This is a genomic window from Agrobacterium sp. AGB01, from assembly GCF_014851585.1.
Taxonomy (GTDB): domain Bacteria; phylum Pseudomonadota; class Alphaproteobacteria; order Rhizobiales; family Rhizobiaceae; genus Agrobacterium.
In genome coordinates this window covers 13,745-35,817 of record NZ_JACVAB010000002.1, presented here as the reverse complement: position 1 = coordinate 35,817, position 22,073 = coordinate 13,745, and the positions used below count along the sequence as shown (strand labels likewise).

21 protein-coding genes are annotated in these 22,073 nt (G+C 56.9%); 7 read left to right on the top strand and 14 right to left on the bottom strand.

Features of this window, described 5'->3' with window-relative positions; genetic code table 11:
- Positions 1-56: 56 nt before the first annotated feature.
- Positions 57-323 (top strand): helix-turn-helix domain-containing protein, encoded by a 267-nt coding sequence (locus IB237_RS06990; RefSeq protein ID WP_192487937.1) that lies wholly within the window; start codon positions 57-59, stop codon positions 321-323.
- A 12-nt stretch (positions 324-335) separates the two neighbouring features.
- On the opposite strand, the gene IB237_RS06985 is transcribed toward IB237_RS06990, so the two are convergent.
- From IB237_RS06985 to IB237_RS06930, 12 genes are all read right to left on the bottom strand, one after another.
- Positions 336-1,247 carry an ROK family protein gene (locus IB237_RS06985; protein ID WP_192487936.1) on the bottom strand — a complete coding sequence of 304 codons (912 nt, stop codon included), beginning with the start codon at positions 1,245-1,247 and terminating at the stop codon, positions 336-338.
- A gap of 26 nt (positions 1,248-1,273) precedes the next feature.
- Positions 1,274-2,647, bottom strand: coding sequence for a glycerate kinase (locus tag IB237_RS06980; RefSeq protein ID WP_192487935.1), 1,374 nt, complete (start codon positions 2,645-2,647; stop codon positions 1,274-1,276).
- 63 nt (positions 2,648-2,710) lie between these two features.
- Positions 2,711-6,871, bottom strand: coding sequence for a bifunctional nitrate reductase/sulfite reductase flavoprotein subunit alpha (locus IB237_RS06975; RefSeq protein ID WP_192487934.1), 4,161 nt, complete (start codon positions 6,869-6,871; stop codon positions 2,711-2,713).
- Between the two features lie 344 nt (positions 6,872-7,215).
- A complete protein-coding gene (locus tag IB237_RS06970) occupies positions 7,216-8,403 on the bottom strand; it encodes an NnrS family protein (RefSeq protein ID WP_192487933.1) in 1,188 nt (395 codons plus the stop codon).
- Positions 8,400-9,152 (bottom strand): ABC transporter ATP-binding protein, encoded by a 753-nt coding sequence (locus IB237_RS06965; RefSeq protein WP_192487932.1) that lies wholly within the window; start codon positions 9,150-9,152, stop codon positions 8,400-8,402. The genes IB237_RS06970 and IB237_RS06965 overlap by 4 nt, the downstream gene beginning before the upstream one ends.
- Positions 9,149-9,958: an ABC transporter permease gene (locus tag IB237_RS06960; RefSeq protein ID WP_192487931.1), complete on the bottom strand. Its 810-nt coding sequence runs from the start codon at positions 9,956-9,958 to the stop codon at positions 9,149-9,151. Before IB237_RS06960 ends, IB237_RS06965 begins: the two co-directional genes overlap by 4 nt.
- Before the next feature lie 5 nt (positions 9,959-9,963).
- Positions 9,964-10,947, bottom strand: a complete 984-nt coding sequence (locus IB237_RS06955) for an ABC transporter substrate-binding protein (RefSeq protein WP_192487930.1) — start codon at positions 10,945-10,947, stop codon at positions 9,964-9,966.
- 15 nt (positions 10,948-10,962) lie between these two features.
- Positions 10,963-13,113: a TonB-dependent receptor gene (locus tag IB237_RS06950; RefSeq protein ID WP_192487929.1), complete on the bottom strand. Its 2,151-nt coding sequence runs from the start codon at positions 13,111-13,113 to the stop codon at positions 10,963-10,965.
- Positions 13,114-13,211: 98 nt separating this feature from the next.
- Complete coding sequence (locus IB237_RS06945; RefSeq protein ID WP_246787737.1) at positions 13,212-13,595, bottom strand: hypothetical protein; 384 nt, start codon at positions 13,593-13,595, stop codon at positions 13,212-13,214.
- Positions 13,595-14,527, bottom strand: coding sequence for a U32 family peptidase (locus tag IB237_RS06940; protein ID WP_192487928.1), 933 nt, complete (start codon positions 14,525-14,527; stop codon positions 13,595-13,597). The genes IB237_RS06945 and IB237_RS06940 overlap by 1 nt, the downstream gene beginning before the upstream one ends.
- 4 nt (positions 14,528-14,531) lie before the next feature.
- The gene (locus IB237_RS06935) at positions 14,532-15,509 is read right to left on the bottom strand and encodes a peptidase U32 family protein (RefSeq protein ID WP_192487927.1); all 978 of its coding nucleotides are present in this window, start codon (positions 15,507-15,509) and stop codon (positions 14,532-14,534) included.
- Positions 15,500-16,012, bottom strand: coding sequence for an SCP2 domain-containing protein (locus IB237_RS06930; protein ID WP_192487926.1), 513 nt, complete (start codon positions 16,010-16,012; stop codon positions 15,500-15,502). Before IB237_RS06930 ends, IB237_RS06935 begins: the two co-directional genes overlap by 10 nt.
- A 109-nt stretch (positions 16,013-16,121) precedes the next feature.
- Between IB237_RS06930 and IB237_RS06925 the strand changes: the two genes are divergently transcribed.
- A complete protein-coding gene (locus IB237_RS06925; RefSeq protein ID WP_371815258.1) occupies positions 16,122-17,630 on the top strand; it encodes a UbiD family decarboxylase in 1,509 nt (502 codons plus the stop codon).
- A 2-nt stretch (positions 17,631-17,632) separates the two neighbouring features.
- Positions 17,633-18,217: a UbiX family flavin prenyltransferase gene (locus tag IB237_RS06920; RefSeq protein ID WP_192488819.1), complete on the top strand. Its 585-nt coding sequence runs from the start codon at positions 17,633-17,635 to the stop codon at positions 18,215-18,217.
- A 10-nt stretch (positions 18,218-18,227) separates the two neighbouring features.
- On the opposite strand, the gene IB237_RS06915 is transcribed toward IB237_RS06920, so the two are convergent.
- A complete protein-coding gene (locus tag IB237_RS06915) occupies positions 18,228-18,905 on the bottom strand; it encodes an NnrU family protein (protein WP_192487925.1) in 678 nt (225 codons plus the stop codon).
- Positions 18,906-18,927: 22 nt separating this feature from the next.
- Positions 18,928-19,083: a hypothetical protein gene (locus IB237_RS06910; protein WP_192487924.1), complete on the bottom strand. Its 156-nt coding sequence runs from the start codon at positions 19,081-19,083 to the stop codon at positions 18,928-18,930.
- A 139-nt stretch (positions 19,084-19,222) separates the two neighbouring features.
- Here IB237_RS06910 and IB237_RS06905 point away from each other — a divergent pair, with 139 nt between their 5' ends.
- The 4 genes from IB237_RS06905 to IB237_RS06890 all read left to right on the top strand — a co-directional run bounded on the left by IB237_RS06905 (position 19,223) and on the right by IB237_RS06890 (position 22,051).
- Positions 19,223-19,753, top strand: coding sequence for a cytochrome c oxidase subunit 3 (locus tag IB237_RS06905; RefSeq protein ID WP_246787735.1), 531 nt, complete (start codon positions 19,223-19,225; stop codon positions 19,751-19,753).
- A 4-nt stretch (positions 19,754-19,757) separates the two neighbouring features.
- The gene (locus IB237_RS06900; RefSeq protein WP_192487922.1) at positions 19,758-20,048 is read left to right on the top strand and encodes a cytochrome C oxidase subunit IV family protein; all 291 of its coding nucleotides are present in this window, start codon (positions 19,758-19,760) and stop codon (positions 20,046-20,048) included.
- Between the two features lie 180 nt (positions 20,049-20,228).
- Positions 20,229-20,681 (top strand): cytochrome c, encoded by a 453-nt coding sequence (locus IB237_RS06895; protein ID WP_192487921.1) that lies wholly within the window; start codon positions 20,229-20,231, stop codon positions 20,679-20,681.
- Positions 20,682-20,704: 23 nt separating this feature from the next.
- The gene (locus tag IB237_RS06890) at positions 20,705-22,051 is read left to right on the top strand and encodes a cbb3-type cytochrome c oxidase subunit I (protein ID WP_192487920.1); all 1,347 of its coding nucleotides are present in this window, start codon (positions 20,705-20,707) and stop codon (positions 22,049-22,051) included.
- Positions 22,052-22,073 lie beyond the last annotated feature (22 nt).

Below are 22,073 nucleotides of genomic sequence, written 5' to 3'. Positions count from 1 at the left end.
AGCCGGGCGGTCCAAATCGCCCGGCTGTTACCGTCATGACCGGCAGGTGATATCTTGTGACAATCCCTTTTTTCCCGACCTTCTCCGCCCATGACGACACGATCGGTGGCCGTCTCTCGCTGGCCCGTGATGCAGCACAGCTTTCAACCGAAATCGTCACTGCAAAGCTCGGAATTTCCGCACTTGTCTGGTCTTACTGGGAAAATGACCGCGATGAACCGCCGGAAAATTATCTCGATCCCATTGCCAGCATTCTTGGCGTCACCCGCAACTGGCTAACCACCGGGCGCGGCGATGGCCCGACGGATATTTATTTGCAATAAATGCGCGTGCTTTCAGTCGCTAAGTGACGCGAGCCCAAGCACCGCCGCACCCACCAGTCCCGGCTCAATGGCGCACTGCGCCTTGACCACAAGCGGTCGGGAAATTTTTCTCAGGACACGACTGCGCACAGCTTCATCAAGCGCCGACAGCAATTCCTGCGAATTCGAAAGACCGCCACCAACTGGCACGATACTAGCGCCCGTAACGTTGACCACCAGTGCAAGCGGCGACGCAAGCAGATCGACCTCGACATCGATGGTACGAGTGGCTTTTTCATCGCCCGCACACCAGAGATCAATGATCTGCTGGCTGGACTTCTCCTCCTGATGCAGAAGCTCGTGCAATTTCTCCAGACCGCGCGCGCTACAGGTTGCGTCGATGCAGCCGTGAAGACCGCAACCGCAGCGGAACGGCGGAATATGAGCCGGTGGATTGCCCGCTTGTGTCGCAGCGACCGGAGCATGCCCCCATTCGCCGGCAAACCCGCCATTGGCATTGATCAGCTTGCCATCAATCACCAGTCCGCCGCCAACACCTGTCCCGAGGATAACACCGAAAACCACCCGGTGGCCTTTGCCGGCACCAATGCCGGCTTCCGCCATCACAAAACAGTCGGCATCATTGGCAACGATAACCGGCAGACCAAGTTCGACCTCGAGATCAGCTTTCAGATCACGCCCGTGAATACAGGGAATATTGGCAACAGTTGCCCATCCATTGTCTTCATCGACAACACCGGCAATCGAAATCGACACACATTCAGGCTTCGTTTCGCAGTCTTCAACCGCCTGACGGAGCACGCCGACGAACGCTGTGAAATCATCTTTCGGCGTTGTAACGCGCGGCAAAAGGCGAATGTCTTCAGTCGAATACGCCAAGGCACCCTTTATCGTGGTGCCGCCGATATCAAAACAGAGGATCATGGACATGCTCTCATTGCGCGTAGGGGTCAGCGGACCAGAATGGCGCGAAAATCATTGACGTTGGTACCGGTTGGACCGGTGTGAAATATATCGCCAATAGCAGAAAAGCCGCTGAAGCTGTCATTGCCATCCAGCAAGACCCGTGGATCAAGTCCGGCAGCCCGCAGCCGTTGTACGGTTCTACCATCAACAAAGGCACCGGCATTATCTTCGGAACCATCGATCCCATCGGTATCTGCGGCAAGTGCGCTGATATCATGGCCGTTGATGCCAATGGCAAAGGCAAGCGCAAACTCACCATTGCGACCGCCTCGCCCGCCTTTTTGCCGCAAGGTCACGGTGGTTTCTCCACCGGACAGCAGAACCACAGGTTTGCGAAACGGCCGGTTGCGGACAGCCACTTCGCGCGCCAATGCGGCATGCACCGACGCCACCTCGCGCGCTTCGCCCTCAATCGAGTCAGACAGGATATGAGCCTCCAGCCCGTGCGACCGGGCAACATCTGCGGCGGCCTCAAGTGAGACGCTGGCAGAGGCAATGATGTGTTGGCTGTTGCGTGCAAAAACGACATCACCTGGATGTGGCGCATCCGCTGCTGGCGAATTCAGATGGCGCAATGCGGCCTCCGGCAAGGCAAGTTTGTACTGCCTGACGATCTCAAGCGCATCCTGCCGTGTCGTTTCATCCGGAATGGTCGGGCCCGATGCCACAAATGCAGGATTGTCGCCGGGGATATCCGATACGATCAGGCTGACGACCCGGGCTTTTGTCGCTGCAGCAAGACGACCGCCCTTGATGGTGGAAAGATGTTTGCGCACGATATTCATCGCAGAGATTGGCGCGCCCGACGCCAGCAGCATCTCATTGAGGACGATCTCGTCCTGAAGCGTCAAACCTTCTGGCGGCGCAGGTAACAAAGCCGAACCGCCACCGCAGATCAGTGCGATCACCAGATCGTTTTCTGAAAGCCCAGAAATGGTCTCGAAAAGCCGCTTGGCCCCAGCAAGTCCATTTTCATCAGGCATCGGGTGGGCGGCCTCAATAACCTCGATTGATTGCGTCTTACAGCCATATCCGTAGCGGGTCACCACCACACCGCTCAACGGTTCAGGCCACAGGCTTTCAAGAGCAGCAGCCATTTGTGCAGCGCCTTTTCCAGCACCGATAACCACCGTGCGGCCATTCTTCGGCGGTGACGGCAGATGTTTTTTAATGCCGATTAACGGGTCAGCGGCTTCAACCGCCGCTTTGAACAGAGCCTCCAGCAAGGCGCGATCCCTGGCTGTATCAAAAGTATTATCCAGTCCCAAAGCTTGCCGTCCACTTCGTGATTTCGATACGGCAGGATTGGTGATGCCGCAGAAGCGATTCTTAGGAACAATCGCGCGGCTTGCCAACATTCTTTTGATAGACCGCTGCGCTTGTCAATTTCGGACATGAACAAACACGCTACAGCAGCCTGCTCAGTAGACATCCCTGAGGTAACGTTTTTCGGATGAAAGCCGCTTTACATATGCCTCGGCGGCATCACAATCCATGTTGCCATGCCTGGCAACAATATCCCTAAGAGCGGTATCCACATCCCGCGCCATATGGCTTGCGTCACCACAAATGTAGAAATGCGCTCCCTCCTCCAACCAGGAAAACAGCGCGGCACCCTGCTCTTGCATGCGGTGCTGGACGTAGATTTTTGCGTCCTGATCTCGGGAAAATGCCAGATCAAGACGGTTGAGATGGCCGGTTTTCTGCCACTGCTCCAATTCCTCACGATAATAAAAATCAGTTGCCTGCCGCTGCTCACCGAAGAACAGCCAGTTTTTTCCTTTCGCGCCCGTGGCTTGCCGCTCCTGAAGAAATCCCCGGAACGGCGCAATGCCGGTCCCCGGCCCCACCATGATCACTGGCGCATCTGAATTGCGCGGCGGTCGAAAATGCGAGGAAGGCTGCACAAAAATCGGCACTGGGCAGTCTGTGGCACGATCTGCCAGAAATGCCGAGGCTGTGCCTGAACGGCTCATCCTTTCATTGAGATAGCGAACGACAGAGACGGTCAGATGAACTTCGCGAGGATGTGATTTCGGGCTGGACGCAATCGAATAAAGCCGCGGCTGAAGCCGTTTGAGATTGCAAACCAGATCCTGTGCACTAAGGGAACAAGGCGCAAAAGCCACCACATCGGCAATCTGCCGGCCCCACAGCCAGTTCGCCACCTGCTCCTTCCCACCAGCCAGAATGTCGGTCAGGGCTTTGTTACCGGACAGTGCTGCCCACGACTTTGCAAAATCGACATTTGCCTTGCCGATCTCGAGATGGCGTTGAAGCGCCTCGAAAACCGGCATTTCGCCCAGACTATCAAGCGTAACAGGGCTATTGGCTTCCAGGTGAAGTGAGGCCAGAATTTCTTCCACCAGAATCGGACAGTTGCTGGGGCACACGCCCAACGTATCCCCGGCCTCGTAAACCATGCCGCTTTCGCCAAGATCAAACACAAACTGGCGAACATCCTTTGCCCCGCCCTCTTTCGTCAGGCATCGATTGACCAGAAGCCGAGACGCATAGGGAGCTTTACGCGTAAAAGCCGGTTTGGCATCCGGCTTTTCGGTATCAACGACAACAACCGATGATGAGTTTGAGGCAACTGCCGCCTCCTTTTTTGGCTGCAGTTGTTCGTGGACACGCGTTTCCCACTCGGCAATGACGTTCTGATAATCCGGCTCGCAATCCATCCGCTCAGTCAGGCGCTGCGCGCCAAGTGTCGCCAACCGCTGGTCCAGTTTACGGCCAAAACCGCAGAACTGATCATAATTGCTGTCGCCAAATGCGCAGACAGAATAGTGAAGCCTCTCAAGTCGCGGGGCGTTCTCCGCATTCAACATCTTCCAGAACGCCTCCCCACTGTCGGGCGGATCACCATCACCAAAGGTGCTGACGAAAAACAGGCAGATGCCGGTACTTGCCAAATCCTCAGCCGACAGGTCTTCCAAGGCAACGAGCCGGTGATGTTTTCCCTGTGCAGCCAATTGTTTGACAAAGGCACTCGCTGCGGTTTCCGCATTGCCGGTCTGCGATGCCCAAGCAATAACAATGCTTTGACCTGCGCTTTCCACACTGTCCGTCGGCACAAGAAACGGCGCCAGCGGCACTATGTCACTCTGTCTAAGGCGACTGCGTGAAAAAAGCCCCGCAAGCATGCCATCGATCAACAGCCGACGTTCCTGCACAAAGGGTGCATTGGCAGGCAAAACCGGTGTTTCAATAATACCCAAAGTCGCTGCCGCATTTAGGCCTGTTATAAAGCCTTGCAGATAGGTCTGTTCCGGTGTGGTCAATACCGGCGCGGGGGCCAGACTGACACCGGTCATCATGCTGAAAGCGGCAATTTCCGACACGGGAGAAAGAGAAAAGGCGGTGGCTTGATCTGCAATGGCGTTCACGGGGAAGGTCTCCTTTGCGGATTCGGGCTTGTTGGCTTTTTCGCTGAGGCGAATTGAAACGGCCGTAAATTTGAATTCGGGTTGAAGGGAGATCGGATCAACCGCATCACTGGTCACAGCATTGATGGCGAGATCATCCCCAAACACATCGTTCCAGTGAAATGGTGCGAAACAATTACCGGGCAAAACGCGGTCGGTGACCACGGCCGGTAAAATAGCCCGTCCGCGTGCGCTTCTGATTTCCACCCTGTCCTTGTCTTCAATGCCAAATTCGGCAGCATCCTCAGGATGGATCTCGACAAACGGACCGGGGTTGAGCTTGTTCAGCGTAGCGATCTTGCCGGTCTTGGTCATCGTGTGCCACTGGTGTTGCAAGCGGCCGGTATTCAGGACAAAGGGTCTTTCCGCCCCCGGCATTTCAGCAGGATCCATATGCGGCCGTGAGAAAAAAGCAGCCTTGCCGCTGGCCGTGGCAAACACCAGCCGTGGTGCTCTAGCCTCGTCCATATTGAGGGGTTGGCTCTGGCCGTCATTAAGGTAGCGGATCGGGTTGCGGGACGCGCTTTCTGTCGATGCCACCGGCCACTGCAATGGACCACGGCTTAACCGTTCGTGGCTTGCCCCACGAATATCGTATCCGGTTTTCGGGTTCCAGGCCTGTTTGATCTCGTCAAACACCTCCGCTGAAGAGGTGTAGCTGAATGCCTCGGCATATCCCATTTCCTGCGCAACACGGGTAATCAGCAACCAGTCGGGCATCGCATCGCCGGGTGGCTGAACCGCCTTTGGTGTCAGCGTGATGTTGCGCTCCGAATTGATCAGGACGCTGTCGCCTTCGGCCCATAACGCGCCGGGCAGGAGAATATCGGCGTAGATATTGGTTTCCGTGTCGAGAAACGCGTCTTGCACCACCACAAGCTCGGCTGCCTTCAAACCCTTCAGGACATTGTCGCGGTTGGAAACGCTGGCAACCGGGTTGGTGCAGATGACCCAGCAGGCCTTGATCAGCCCGTCCGCCATCTCCTGAAACATCGAAACCGTCCCACCACCCGCTTCCGCTCGCAGGCTTCCACGCGGAACATTCCAGAGATCTTCGATGTAGGTTCGGTCTGATTCAACAAGTGCGGAACGCTGGCCCGGCAAACCCGGACCCATGTAGCCCATTTCGCGCCCACCCATGGCATTGGGCTGGCCGGTCAGCGAGAAAGGTCCGCTCCCGGGCCGACAGATCTTGCCCATGGCGAGGTGCAGATTGCAGATAGCATTGGTGTTCCAGGTGCCATGCGTGCTTTGATTCAGCCCCATGGTCCAGCAGCTCATCAACTCCCGCGCCGCACCCATCATGTCAGCAGCCTGCAGAATATCTGTGACTGCAAGCCCGGTAATGTCAGAGACTTTTTCCGGCGTGTAATCGGCCAGAAAAGCAGGCATTTGCTGCCAGCCTTCAGTGAACTCGGCGATAAAGCCGCTGTCTGTATGGCCGTTTTTGACAATCAGATGCAGAAGACCGTTGAGCAGCGCCAGATCGGTTCCCGGCCGAATTTGTAAAAACAGGTTTGCCTTGTCCGCAGTACCATTGCGGCGCGGATCAACCACGATAAGACGGGCACCCTGTTTGACGCGGTCCATCATCCGCAAGAACAGGATCGGATGGCAATCCGCCATATTGGCGCCGATCACAAAAAACAGGTCGGCCTTGTCGAAATCCTCGTAGGAACCAGGCGGTCCATCAGAGCCAAGTGACAGCTTGTAACCACTGCCAGCACTTGCCATGCAAAGGCGCGAGTTGGATTCGATATGTTTGGTGCGGATAAATCCCTTGGCCAGCTTGTTGGACAGATATTGCGCCTCCAGCGACATCTGCCCGGACACGTAGAGTGAAACCGCATCCGGCCCGTGCCGTTCAATAATCGCCTTCAGCCTCTGTGCAGTTTCCTTGATCGCCTTTTCAACGGCAACCGGAACCTGGTCCTGGTCGCGTCCATGGCGCATATGAGCCTTATCCATCCGGCCTGGATCCGCGATAACCTGCGCACAGCTATTGCCCTTCGTGCAAAGCCGGCCAAAATTTGCCGGGTGGGTCTTATCGCCGGAAACTTTGACCACGCGGTTGTCCCTGACCTCCATCACGATACCGCAGCCGACACCACAATAAGGACAGGAGCCTTTGACCGTTCTGGTATCTGTCATGGCAAAACCTGCATACACATCACCCGGTTCGAGCAAGACCTTCCGGTCTTTTGATAATCCCAAAAACAAAAAAGCTGCAGATCGAAAATTGCCGTCCCTTGAGGAACGTCAGTTTCAGATCAGCAGCTTTGCTATAAGCGCCCGCCGTTGGACGCCTTCAAAACGAAGCAACAAGCGTGCCAGATAAAAACGGGATTGTAATTGCAGCGAAAAATGATCGAGTGCGGGGGCCCGCTCGGAGTTGATTGCAGACTTAAGTCACAAAAATCGGCAGCATCAATTTGCCATGCCTACACAACGGGCAATGAATTCTGGGGCGAGCAATGAGATGGGATGCCCTCAGATCAGCCGCAAGAGCCTTGTTCATCGACGCCCGGTCGCAGCATGAATGGCATGAAGCCATGCAACCACACGCCAAAACTCAGCGCCCACAAGGCAGCACTCAGACCATGATGATAGGGCGCTATGGCGGATAGTGCATCAAACTCGGGAAGCGCCCGAACCAGTGCGGCGACGATCATCAGACCAGCAGAAACATGCGCCTGCCATGGCAAACGGTCGAGGTTGCGCCCCGTATGACGAAGACCGGCGATGATAAACACCGCCATGACAGCGCAGCCGAGAGCGCCCAGCGACAACATGTGCAGACCGGCAGCGGGCGATAGGTTAAAACCAAGACGGGTTGCCCCAAGCGCCAGAAAACCGATGCCCGCAGACGCATTGCCAAAAGCCAGCAGTAGAACCTCTGTTTTGAACGCAGCGCGGCCGACAAACCATTCAGCCAGCCGGTCGAAAAATGCAGCGCCGGCAGCAAGAGCAAGCCATGCGGACACGTCACTGTCTGGGAAGGCGAGTTTTGCCACAAGATAGAGCGTGACCATGGCGCCCGCCATGTGTCTGCGTCCGGGATGCGGCCGGTAAGGCGAGGTTTCGCCCGTGGGATCAAGCGCCAGATTGATGACGACGACATTGATGCGCGAAGCCGACAGCGAAAACAACACGATGAAAATGCAAAGAGCGGCTTCCAGCATCCGGGAAGCCAGTTCAACATCGCCAACCTGCCAAGCATAACGAACACCGGCCTCAGCCCCGGCAAACAGTAGCAGCCAAGCCAGAAACGCCAGATGTTTTGTGGTCCGCCTCTCCAGCATCGCCCTGCCTATGATAGCGGCGACAGCAAGCAGAAATGCAAGATCAAACAGCCCTGCCAGCAGGCTCAGGGCATCAGCTCCCAAAGCACCGATAATCCGGGCGGGCAACCAAAGTGCTGCAAGACAGAGCAACGTTTTGCCACTGCTGGTTTTGGTGTCGGTCCATTCCGGCACGGCGGCAACCAAAAACCCGGCGAGGGCCATGCCATAGGTGCCAAAAATCATCTCATGCGCATGCCATTGCGACGGGGCAATGTCGTAAGCAAATGGCAGGTCGTAACTGCCCACCAGCACCCATAGGAAAGGCCAGAGGGCGCCATGCAGAGCTGCAAGTGGAAAGAACAACCGCAGCGCTTCGGACAGGATCGGATGCCGTTTCATCTGCGCCGCTCCCGTGCCGAAAACAACTCACCGAATGCCGGATCACGCGACAGACGCTCTGCCTCTTCAAAAATCATCCGTTCCTGACGCTGCCCTGGCTGCCCGTCAGGCAGATAATTGGCAAGCACCCGACCAGCAAACCCGGAAAGTACAATCAGCCGGTTCGCGACCCGCAGCGCCTCATAAAGATCATGCGTCACCAGCAGGGTAGAGAAACCGCGTCTGGTCGCTGCCGCAATCAACAAATCCTGCAAATGGCGTCGCAAGCCGACATCCACGGCACTGAACGGCTCATCGAGAAACAGCATATCCGGATTTACGGAAAGCGCCCGCGCCACACCGGCGCGTTGACGCATGCCGCCGGAAAGCTCAACCGGGTATTTTGTAAAATCGGTTTCTTCCAACCCGACTTCCAGCGCAAAGGCACTGGCAATCTGGCGGCGTTCGCGTTTCGACATGCCCTCGGCCGCGAGACCATAGGCAATATTGTCGATCAATGTCATCCATGGCAAAAGCCGCGGCTCCTGAAACACCAGCCCCTGCCGGCGATAGCCTCTTTGCAAACGGCCCTTCACCGGTTCGATAATGCCGGCGGCAATTTGCAGGATGGTCGTCTTACCGCTACCGGAAGGACCAAGCAGAGCAACGGTTTCACCCTTTGCGACATCCAGATCGAAATCCTCAAACAGGGTCCGTCCAAGAAAGGCGTGACCGACACGCTCAAAATGCAGAGCAATAGCGTCATTCATCGTTTCACACCCCATGGCAGCCCGGCGGCCCGCCAGCGCTCCAGCGCTTCGCGCAGCAGATGCAGCAATCCGTAATCGGTCAGCAGTGCCAGCGTTACGGTGATCGCCAGCCAGGCAGTTACCTGCGGAATGTCGAACAAGGCGCGCGCGGTTGCCAGCTCACCGCCAATGCCTCCGGAATTGGAAAGAAGCTCTGCCATGACGGTGACCTTCCATGCGCTGCCGGCCGTCGTCGTCCAGGCGGGAAACAGGTAGGACAACACATGGGGAAGCGTGACAGTGCGCAGGCGATAAAACCACGACGCCCCAAAAGCCTGCGCCATGACCTCAAGCTGCCGGTCACGTTTGGCTACCCCTTCCAGTGCACCGGCAAAGGACACCGGAGCGGAAGCAATAACCACGGTCATGATAGCCGTGCCGCCGGACGAACCGAACCAGATCAGCGCCAGCACGATCCAGCCGATCGGCGGCACGCCCAGCATCACCGTCACCACCGGCTTCATCAAGCGCATGGCCGCAAAAGAGTAACCTGCCAGCAGTCCAGCTGTCGTGCCGATGCCAGCCGCGATCACAAAACCGGCAAGCGCACGCACCGCGCTTTGCGACAGAATGCCGAAGAAATCTGGCCGAGCTGCCAGTTGCGCAATTGCGGAAAAAGTCTCTCCCGGCGACGGCAGAATGAACGAGCCGTAGATTTCATGCCCAGCCTGCCAGGCAGCGAGAAAACAGAATATTCCCGAAAGTCCGGCCCACCCCGCCCAGAGATAGCGCCCAGTCCAGCCGAAACCTTCGAGAATACGGTTCATGTCATTCACACCAGATAGAAGCTGTCATCCGGCTTTTTACCGTCGATAATGGCAGGGTTGGCCTTCGCAAGCTCATCATAGAAGGCTTCGAGATCAGCCCGTGCCGCACTGGCTTTCAAAGCCGACAGATGGCTGGTCGGGAAGGAAGCCGCGATAATGTCAGCCGGGAAGCCCAGCGTATCGGCAGCGGCATCTGCGGCGGTCTGCGGATTGGCAATGGCACTTGCCAGCGCCGTCTCGATACCCGTCTGCAATGCCGCGATGCCGGCCTTGCCAAGTTTCTGCTGAAACTCCGATGTCAGCGCCAAACCCGCCTGTGGAATTTCAGCCTTGCCCGAGACCTTGGCCCATTCTTTCTGAACATCAATGGTGCGGTGCACGGTCATGAAGAAGGATTTGGCCTTGATCAGTACGGCGGTTGCCGCTGGTTCGCTGAGCAGCGCGGCATCCACCCTGCCCGTCAACAGCAGCTGCACGGCTTGCGGCAGAGAAGCGGCATATTCAAGTGCGATTTCCCCTGGCTTGATGCCCTGTTCTGCGATCAGTCGGGCCAGCACGATGTCGGGCATGTCGTTCTTGAACGGTAAGGCAACTGTCTTACCTTTCAGGCTTTCCAGTGTCGTCAGCGTTTCGTCTTTCGACACGATGTAGAGGAGGCCGGTGGTCAGCACGTTCAGGAAACCGATGCCCAGCCCGCGATTGTGAAGATTGGCCGCGCCGTAACTTGGCATGACGACCGCCCCCATCGAACCGGAAGCAACGGCTGCTCGCATTTCATCCGGCGTTTTCCACGCCTTGAAGATCGCCCCCGGCGCAACCTCGTTCAGGAAGCCACCCTTAACCGCATGGGCAAGCACGGCCGATGGTGCCGCCGGTGGGCCATAAAAGGTCAGCGGTGCCTCAGCCCTCAACAGCGAGGGTGCGGCAAGACCGGTGACCGTAAAAGCTGACAGTGCCGAAAGGGTTTGGCGGCGTGTAAGCAAAGTCATGATCCCGTCCTTTCGTTAGAAACGTGCCTTGATGCCGGCATAAAACGCACGTCCATCACCCGGCAGGTAAACCGCCTGACCGGCGCTTGCCTGATCAAGAATAAGCGTGGAGGAGGCATAGGTCTTGTCGAAGACATTGGTGACTGCGCCATAGACCGACAGCGTTTCGTTGATGCGATATTCGCTCTTCACATCGACAACGACGTAAGGATCGGCAAACACCGTATTCATGTTATCGACCGGCGTTTTGGAGGGCACCCACTGCAAGGCTGCACCGATGTCCCACTGCTCAGTCAGCGCATATTGCAGGGCCAGATTGACGACATGGCGCGGTGCGCCGGCCAGTCGGTTGTTGCCACGCACCGGATCATCATGGAACCGAAAGTCCTGCAGCACATAGGCCATGCGTGCCGTCAACCCGTCGATGATTTCGCTGGACACACCAAGTTCAAGGCCGGCATGGGTCGTGTTGTCGGCATTGAAAGCCGCCAGCAAAGAACCACTGCTATCGCGCAGGCTCAACAGCTCATTGTCGACCCAGGAATAATAGGCCGTCGCATCGAAGGTCCACAGGCCACGTTTGCCGCGCCAACCCATCTCCACCGTTGTTGCGGTTTGCGCGTCGAGATCAGGTGTCGAAAAGCCTGTTGGCGAGGCGTTCGGTGTGCCGCCGGTGGTGCCGAGCAGATCATCATGGGTCGGTGGTTCAAAGCTGCGGCTCAACGCGGCAAACAGCATGTTGTTTTCATCTGGCCGCCAGCTTGCAGCAAGGGCCGGTGACCAGCCGCTGTAGCTGCGCTCATAGCTGGTATCGAGAGCGGCCACATTCGACAGGACACCACCACCGGCACCATAGGTCAGACGTGGCCGCGTTGCTGCCGCCCAGAGATCCTTACTGTCACGCGTTGCATAGGTGTAGGACAAGGAAGGCGACAGCGTCACCGTATCCGACAGCGGGATGTTCAATCCGGCATTCAACGATAACGTCGAAGCATCGAGATCATTGCTGAAGAAAGCCGGTCCATCACCACCGGCGCGATTGATATTGTAGGTGCGGTCCGACGAGCCGACCGTGTACTGCACGGATGTTTCAAACAGCGGCAACAGGGCAGAAGCATCCGGCTGATAGGCGTAACGCAACAGGCCGGTCACATCGCCACCTTCGGTGCGTCTTACGCCACTCGAAACCGGAAAGCGGAACATGTCCTTGGTGTAGGTGTAGCCGAGACCAATATCGAAAAGATGTTCTTCCAATTCGATTGATGTACGAGAGCCGATCAGGAACTGGCTGGCTTCACGACGCGGTTTGTCGCGGATGACATTGGGTCCCTGACTGGTGGGTGGACCCGGTGAAACCTGTTGTGGATTGGCCTCCATCGCGGTCTTGTTCAGCGGTCCAGCCACATCAAAACCAAGATCGGTATAGCTGGCAAAGAGACGGGTTTTCACGATGTCGGAAAGCTCGGCTTCCACCACGCCGCCGACATTAACCCGACGAGAGTCGTTGTAATCGCGGAAACCGTCGCGGCGGCTGACATCGGCATAAAATCCGGCTGCAAAACGTTCGCCGTCAAAACCGGTTCTTGCGGAAACATCGGCCTGCCCAAAGCTGCCACCGCCTGCGGAAATCGTTGTGCCCTTTTCGACCGGCGAAGCGAAATTGATCGCCCCACCCAGCACACTCGCACCCAGACGGTTTGCTGTGTAACCACGGTAGACTTCAATGAGACTGGCCTGCCCCGGATTGGCCAGGCCGACAATATAAGAGCCATCGGCGCGGTTGATTGGCAGGCCATCTTTCAGCACCAGAATACCGCGTTCAACCGGGTTTTGTTGGAGACCGGAACCACGGATCTGGACACGCGGTTGGTCATTGCCACCGAAGAACCGTTGAACAACAACGCCGGGAGCGGAAGACAGGGCTTGGGCCAATGTCGGCACGGCTGGACCGGCATCCGCCTGCGGCCGAATAGAAGACACCCCGCCCGGAATGGCCTTTAGGCGTCTGCGCGCCTGCTCCACGCCCGACAATGTTTTGCCTTCAACCGTGATCGTGTCCAGAACTGTCGTAGAGCCGGGCGCTGCCGATTGTGCCAACGCAACACTCGAAACCCCGGCGGCAAGCAATGCCGTTACCGTAAATAACCCCGTCCCCGACAAGCGCATATGCCATTCATCCCTTGATAGACTTTACTGTCCCGGAGATGACATTTTGCAAGTACCCGCTCTTTGCTCTGGATCAAACAGCGGAGAAAACATGACAATTAGACGCATGTTTCTGGCGAGGTGATTTCCTTGAGAATTCGGGAGCCCTCCTGCGCGGCAGCTGCAATGTCTGCAAACAGCAGGCTGGCCGCTTCGATAATGCCGCTGTCCGTCTCGTCATCCTCGGCAAAATCCCCCAGCATATCCAGGAGGATACCGATCTTGCGGCGCTCCTCACGCGCCATCACCAGCAGTCTTGCCTGATTGCGCTGCTGCTCGAACGACTCAAGCTGCTGCAGGGCAGCGTCCACCGTGTCGCGGCACTCACAATCCAGCGCACTTTTCATGACGATACTGCGCACCAGATGAATGGCGTCGGGAATGTCGCTCACGCTTAGGGTTCTCGGCTGCATTTTTTCAACCGGGTCTTTTGTGTTGATCATCAGAGGTTTGCTCCATGGGCCGTGTTGCGGGCGCGGGCAACCCATGCGGCACCCTCGCGTCCGTGATGGAAGCCGTTGGAAAGCGGCACGCCGGCATAGATGCGCTGCATCTGCTCGATGCCATCATCGGCGTCGCACCGACCAGCCAGCACATCATCATAGATCCTGGCAACCGCCACCATGTCACAGTCCTGCGGCGATAGACGGAAACGGGAAACACCCGCCTGCGCCAAATCATGCAATTCTCCAAGCAACGACTGGCAGGTATGCGATACGGTCTGCACACCGTTCAGCGCCAGAAACGACTGCTGATCAAGTGTCTTGACCGCTAGACCATCCGGATCATCCTTGCAGACAAACTGGCAATTATCCTTGATATTGCCCTTAGAACGGGCATGGGCACAGCGCGCCGAAATGGCCAGCGGCATGCGGCCGAATGCAAATACCTCAAACTCAACATCAGGCGTGTCAGCAACAATGCGATTGACCGATTCCACCGGCAACTCGGGCGGCAGACAGATCGCGGTGGCGCCACGCGAGGCCAGCAGCCGCGCCGTCGCAGCATTATACACATTGACCATTGGACCAATAACATGCGGCGTGCCGCGCAACATGCCCAAGGCCGAAAGGTCGTTTGCTTCCACAGGGTAAGGACTATCGGCAATCAGGCCACGAACATGGCGGCTTTCGCGCTCCAGCGTCACCAAGGCAAGAGTCGACAGAACAATCTGTTTGCCGGCATTTTCCAGCCGTTCGATAACCTCGGCCAGATGCGGTTCGGTAAAGTGGAAGCGCTTGGAACAGACGGTTTCACCCAGAAAAACCTGGGTAACCGGTGCCTCATCAGCGATGCGGAAATAAAAATCACGCCACTTTTCCCCTTCCCACAAATAGAGAACGGGCCCAAGCGTCAGCGTTGGTATTTGTGACATGCCATTATCTCCAGCGTTTTTCGTATGCGCCCGACGTGGTGCGCTGGCCTTCACTCAAAAGCCTGAGCCGCGACAGAAGTTTGCCGCGTTCATCGGCGCTGGCATCCAGTGCCTTGCGAAGGGTGGACACAACCTCGGCCACATAGGCCTTGCCACGTTGTCTGCCTTCGATTTTCAGCGCGCTGACGCCGGCATCGCGCAGGGCGTCAATCTGATCCATTACATCAAGTGAGACCGGGTCTTCAAAGGCATACCCCTTGTCATCGGCCACATCGAAACGGCCCTTGCACAGGGTCGGGTAACCCGCCGCCTCACCATCCGGGAAACGGTTGATGGTGTAGTCGCCAAGCTCGGACACCAGGTCCTTGCCGTCCTGCCGGTAACGCACGTGGCTGGCCGGAGAGCAGACACCATTCATGTTCGGCGACTTTCCCGTGGCATAGGACGAGAGCGAACAGCGCCCTTCCGCCATGACGCACAGACCGCCAAATACAAAGATTTCGATTTCGCAGCGGATCTGCCGTGCCAAACGGGCAATATCCGGAATGGTCAAGGTTCGTGGCAGCACAACCCGTTTCGCCCCGAATGCATCGACAAGAAAGTTGACGGCATCCGCATTGGAAGCGGAGGCCTGTACCGACACATGGATACGCTGCTCCGGGAATGTTTCCGCGACGTGGGCCATCAAACCGAAATCGGCAAGAATAAGCGCATCGGCGCCGGCCTTGACCGCATCGGCCGCAGCCCGATACCAGATCTCCTCGCTGCCTGCCCGCATAAAGGTGTTGAGTGCCACGAAGGTCTGTGTGCCATGTTTGCGGGCATAGACAATCGCGTCCGCCAGTTCTTCACGCGAAAAATTCAGGCCCGGAAAATTGCGGGCATTGGTCTCGTCACGGAAACCGCAATACACGGCATCAGCCCCCGCATCGACGGCCTCACGAAAGGCGGCGGGTGTTCCTGCAGGACAGATCAGTTCCATGCCGCACCCCCGCCTTCTGACAGGATGCGCCCACGCAGGTTGCTTGCAGCCTTGGTCACCCACGGACCAAGCGGCCCGGCAATGCTGCCCAGATCGTGTGGCAGATCGACACCGCTGTCATCCAGCGCATTTCTGAGCGCCAGCATGGCCTCCATGTCTCCGGTGACCGTCAAATCACGCGAGAAGAAAAGTGCATCCGCATCTTGCCGTCCCTCCATCAGCGCAAGCAGCATGAACAGCGGTCCCGTGACCGACGCGTCCGCTTTCAAGTAACGGCTTTTACGGCTGACGGTGATCGAGGGTCGGGCCGGATGAACCAAAAAAGCAAACGGCAGGTCGCTTGGCAGAAACGCATAATGTTTGTTGCGATGCTCTGCGAGGCGGCCAAACAGATCAGGATGTTGCTTCATGATTTGCGTCAGCATCAGCGCGGTCACGCGCTGCACAATCGGCAGCGGCAGATAGCGCATCGGTTTCGCAAGAGCGGTTGGAAAAGTCATCATGGGCGTCTCTAACTCTATGGACCAGTGTGCGGCAAACTAACCGCACCGGACGCAAATCCGTTTGACCGAGCGCAAAGACAGAATGATTTGCAGCCGCCAGACAGAACACATGATGGATAAAAAACCCACGCCGACCCGCGCCGGTGATCTGCGCGGCTTCCTTGCCATGCTAGAACAACGTGGTGAGTTGAAGCGCATTGAACAGCCCGTGTCGCTGGTGCATGAGGTCACGGAAATTCACCGCCGGGTGTTGCAAAATGGCGGGCCTGCCCTGCTGTTTGAAAAGCCGGTGGCCGCAGACGGCAAGGTGCATGACATACCGCTTCTGGCCAATCTGTTCGGCACGCAGCAACGGATAGAATGGGGCATGGGAGTTGAGACCGGCGGCCTGAAAGCCCTGGCGGAACGGTTTGCCGACCTGCGCGAGCCACGCCCTCCACACTCCATCAAGGATGCATGGAACAAATTGCCGATGTTGCAGGCGGCATTTTCCATGCGCCTGAAACAGGTAGCGCGCGCACCGGTGCAGGACATTGTTCTGCAGGGTGATGAGGTCGACCTCGGAAAATTACCCGTGCAATGGTGCTGGCCGGGAGAACCTGCGCCGCTGATAACCTGGCCGCTTGTGATCACCCGGTCACCGGATGATCCAAGCGACATCAATGTCGGGATTTACCGTATGCAGGTGCTGGGACGGAACCAGCTGATCATGCGCTGGCTCGCTCACCGTGGTGGCGCACGACATCACCGCATGTGGCAAAATCGTGGAGAGGACATGCCGGTTACCATTGCGGTCGGCGCCGATCCAGCCCTCATTCTGGCGGCCGTCATGCCCCTGCCGGAACATATCAGTGAGCTTGGTTTTTCAGGCCTGCTGCGCGGCATGCGAAGCCGTATCGCACAGGCAGTGACGGTTCCGATGCCGGTCCCCGCCAATGCGGAAATCATTCTGGAGGGAACCGTCTCGGCGAATGAGACGGCAGCAGAAGGTCCCTATGGCGACCACACCGGTTATTACAACTCGGTTGAACCGTTTCACGTCATGACCCTGTCTGCCATCACCATGCGGCAGAAACCAGTCTATCTCTCGACCTATACCGGTCGGCCTCCGGACGAACCCTCGGTTCTGGGTGAGGCGATGCTGGAAATCTTCCTGCCACTGGTCAAACGACAGTTTGCCGAGATCGTTGATCTGTGGATGCCCCCGGAAGCCTGTTCCTACCGCGCCATCGTCGTTTCCATCGACAAACGATATCCCGGTCAGGCCAAGCGCATCATGATGGGCCTGTGGTCCATGCTGCCGCAGTTCAATTACGTCAAACTGATCATCGCTGTGGACCCGGATATCAATGTTCGCCAATGGGAGGATGTCATCTGGGCACTTTCCACGCGTTTTGACGCCTCACGCGATGTGACGATCATCGACAACACACCCATTGATTATCTCGATTTCGCCTCTCCCAAGGCCGGTCTTGGCGGCAAGATGGGACTGGATGCCACCCGCAAATTGCCAGGTGAAACAGAACGGGAATGGGGCCGCGTGCTGTCGATGACGCCAGATGTGATTGCCAAAGTCGACGCCATGTGGAGTGAGCTCGGATTGGGAGAAAAACCATGACCATGTCACGGGCCGTTGTTGGCATTACCGGTGCATCCGGCGCCGCTATTGCCGTGCGCATCATTGAGCGTCTTGCAGACATGCGGGGAGTAGAAACCCATCTGGTCATCTCGCCCTCTGCCCGTCAAACATTGCTGCATGAAGTCGGCGCGGCCGCCATTGAGCGAATTTCGGCGCTGGCGCATTTCAACCATCCGGTCACCAATATTGGCGCTGCTGTCGCCAGCGGTTCTTTCCACACGGCGGGCATGATTGTTGCCCCCTGCTCCATGCGAACACTGGCGGCAATCGCCCATGGCTTTTCCGACAATTTGATTGTCAGGGCAGCAGATGTGCATTTGAAAGAGCGCCGCAAACTGATTTTGATGGCACGGGAAACACCGCTGCACCTTGGCCATTTGCGCAACATGTGCGCGGCCACAGAAATGGGCGCAATGATCATGCCGCCCGTGCCGGCATTTTACCATCTTCCGGAAAGTGTGGCTGATATTGTCGATCAACTTGCCGCCCGCGCAATCGACCAGCTTGGTTTGTCGGCGTCGCCACAGGCAAAAGCATGGGAGCCGCATGTGATTGCGGCCTCCTGAAGTCCTGCGATTACATGTAAAGCATCGGGTCGGCACCGAAAAGCGCGGCGTGACCGCCAGCCAGCAACCACCATGTGATAAGTCCCGTCAAAGCGGCAGCAACCAGCATTGGTGCATCAAAGGCTGGTCTCACCTTGCCGGACAACAAAGCCGCAAAAGGAATGGATGAGGTACGGGCTGTCGCCTCAGCCCAGCCAGATCCCAATCTCTTGCGGACGCGTTTTTCAATCATCGGAATTCCGCCGAGCGAAAACAGGGCAAAACCGCCAAACAGGATCAGCGACCGCAGGTCACCATTGGGAACGAGATGCCCTGCTGACCAGAACAGAAAACCCCATAAAACCGGATGCCGGGTAATAGTGACGATCGCCCCGGCTTTCTCTCCCTGCCGCACCGAGATGGACAGCGGGTTAACGCTGCACAGGCCAGCAAGAACAAAAAACACCCCAAGTGGCGCAGCAAGAAATGTCATATGCGCTTGCCAGGGCGCGGTGTCCCACAGGGGAATATAGTCCACCATCAGGGCCGCGTGGAAAACCCAGCCAAGGGCCGCCAGCGACACCAGAGAATAGACACCGAAATATGAAGGCCTGCCCATGGCTGCAACCAGCTTGCTGCGCACCGATGGCACGGCAGGGATAGAATGTAGGGCAACGAACAATGCCAGTGCGGCTAAAAGTTCTATCACGGCAGGATCCTCGCTTGTTTTGTCACTGCCCCAGAAACAGCACGGTTGCTATGGCAGCAGAGGCCAGCACGGCCGAAATGGTGCCCGGTCCCTGTAACACCCCCATTCGGTAAAGAAGGATAGAAAAGCCGATAATAATAGGCGTTGCGACAATGAGTCCGACCTGAGCGTCGTTCATGCTTATGCTCCATCAAATGGTAATTGCGCTTTGTCATGACCATAAGCTTTTACTGACGGCGTTCTTTGATCAGCAGCAAAGAAGCACATTGTGCACCCGCCTATGCCTGATTTGCTATTCGGCAAATATGGATGAGGTCATGGCGGCAAAAGACGAGGACAACGGCAATCTGCTGATGTGGATTCTGGTATGGAGTGAGTTGATTGTATTCGGGGCATTGCTGGCGGCATTTCTGATTGCCTTTGCCCTGAACGAAGACGGATTTATCGCAGCAAGAGGCCATTTGCGGCCGCAAATTGCGGGCTTCAATACACTGGTACTGCTGGGTAGCGGTTGGCAGGCAGCCATCGCCGCCCGTCGCAATAGCTCGCTGCAGGTGAGAAGGCGGGCGCTGATTTTGGCGGCCCTGCTGGGTTTCGTCTTCACCGCATTGAAGCTCTACGAATACAGCACCGAAATCGCCTTCGCATCAGATGCGGCCTACGGCACTTTTTACGAGCTGTATTTCATGCTCACCGGCTTTCATCTTTTCCACGTCATCTTTGTTGCAGGACTGCTGCTGATCGTTGCCGTGAAACCGAAAGACGAAAACGTCACGCTGGTCACGACCATCTGGCACATCATCGATCTTGTCTGGATCGTCATTTTCCCCATTATCTATCTGGTATAGACCCATGCTCGATCGTACATCTTCACAACTGCGCAAAACCTTTGTCATTCTTTGCATTCTGGTGCTGGCGGGCATGGCCGTGGTGACGGCAAGACAGGCTGGTTACATGCCAGCACTTGCTGCTGCGTGCCTGGTGCTGCTGTTTTCGCTGTTAAAATCCCGACGCATTATCGATGAGTTTCTGGGCCTTGGCGGCGAGCCGGGTCTTTTGCGCAATGCTCTGCTGGCATGGCCTGTGCTTTTTGCTTCAGCAGCGCTGCTGCGCGCTGTTCTGCAGGGCGTCTACCATCTTTGAACGCAACTTGGGGCCGATAGCGTGCCTGTTGTTTGCCAAATGGCAAAGACGGCTCTGCCCCAGCCTCTAGAAAGGTCCCAGCCCTACCGCAGTGCGCCGCCCAACAGCCAAACACCCCGGAAAAGGGTTCGATCAAGCCGGTCCGCGCTGGCGGTTCCCCGGAATGGAAAGGACCATGGCATGGCAGAACGCCTGACCAAGACAGGAGCGCGCAACGTCTTTTATGGCGGCTCCATATTCTTCTTTGCGATATTCGTCGGGCTTACCGCCCACAGCCATTATTACATGCGCACCGTTTCTACGGATGAAAGCACGCTGACGGCAAGTGTCGCCCGCGGCAAACATGTCTGGGAGAAAAACTCCTGCATCAACTGTCACACTCTGCTCGGCGAAGGTGCCTATTTCGCACCAGAACTCGGCAATGTCTGGAAGCGTTACGGCGGCGTTGAGGACAAGGAGTCCGCACGCGATTCCATCAAGGGATGGATGGCGGCACAGCCGACCGGCATCGAAGGCAGACGTCAGATGCCCCAGTTCAACCTGACCGATCAGGAACTTGATGATCTTGTCGACTTCCTTGAGTGGGCAAGCCGCATCAAGACCCAGAACTGGCCACCGAATGATGCCGGGTGAGATGTGAGGCAAGGAGAGAAGACATGAAATACCAGACGCAAAAAGTCGCCATGCTTTACTTCTATGGCGCCATTGGCCTGTTCATAGCGCAGGTCATATTCGGTGTGTTTGCAGCGACAATCTACGTGGTGCCCAACACGCTGTCCGAGCTTTTACCCTTTAACATCGTCCGCATGATCCACACCAACGCCCTTGTTGTCTGGCTGTTGATGGGTTTCATGGGCTCGACTTACTACCTGCTGCCGGAAGAGACAGAAACCGAGCTTTACAGCCCGAAACTGGCGATCATCCAGTTCTGGCTGTTCCTCGTCGCCGCCGCTGTTGCCGTGGTCGGTTACCTGTTCCGCATCCATGAAGGACGCGAGTTCCTGGAACAGCCCTTTGCCATCAAGGTCGGCATTGTCATCGTCGTGCTGATGTTCCTGTTCAACATCACCATGACAGCTTTGAAAGGCCGCAAGACCACCGTCATCAACATCCTGCTATTTGGCCTTTGGGGTTTGGCGATCTTCTTCCTGTTTGCCTTTTACAACCCGGTCAATCTGGCACTCGACAAGATGTACTGGTGGTACGTCATCCATCTCTGGGTTGAAGGTGTGTGGGAACTGATCATGGCCTCGATCCTTGCCTTCCTGATGATCAAGCTCAATGGCATTGACCGCGAAGTGGTTGAGAAGTGGCTCTACGTCATTGTCGGCCTGGCACTGTTCTCAGGTATTCTCGGCACCGGCCACCACTTCTACTGGATCGGCGCTCCCGGATACTGGCAGTGGATCGGTTCACTGTTCTCGACGCTGGAAGTCGCACCGTTCTTCACCATGGTCATCTTTACTTTCATGATGACCTGGAAGGCCGGACGCAAGCACGACAACCGCGCCGCCCTGTTGTGGTCGATCGGTTGCTCGGTCATGGCATTTTTCGGGGCTGGCGTCTGGGGCTTCCTCAACACGCTGTCATGGGTCAACTATTACACCCACGGCACGCAGATCACCGCCGCGCACGGCCACCTCGCCTTCTTTGGCGCCTATGTGATGCTGAACCTCGCCATGATGGCCTATGCCATGCCGGAAATGCGCAAGCGCGCGCCGTATAACCAGATGCTGTCAATGGCCAGTTGCTGGATCATGTGCACAGCCATGTTCCTGATGACCTTTGCCCTGACCTTTGCCGGTGTTGTGCAGGTGCACCTGCAGCGCGTGCTCGGCGACAATTACATGGACGTGCAGGAACAGCTGTCGCTGTTTTACTGGATACGCCTGGCGACGGGCGCTGGAGTTCTCATTTCGGCTCTCATGTTCACCTGGGCAGTCCTGGTGCCCGGCAAGGAACGACGGAGTGACGTCACCCGTGCAGTGCAGCCTGCCGAATGAGAAACGCGCCGGCCCTTATACC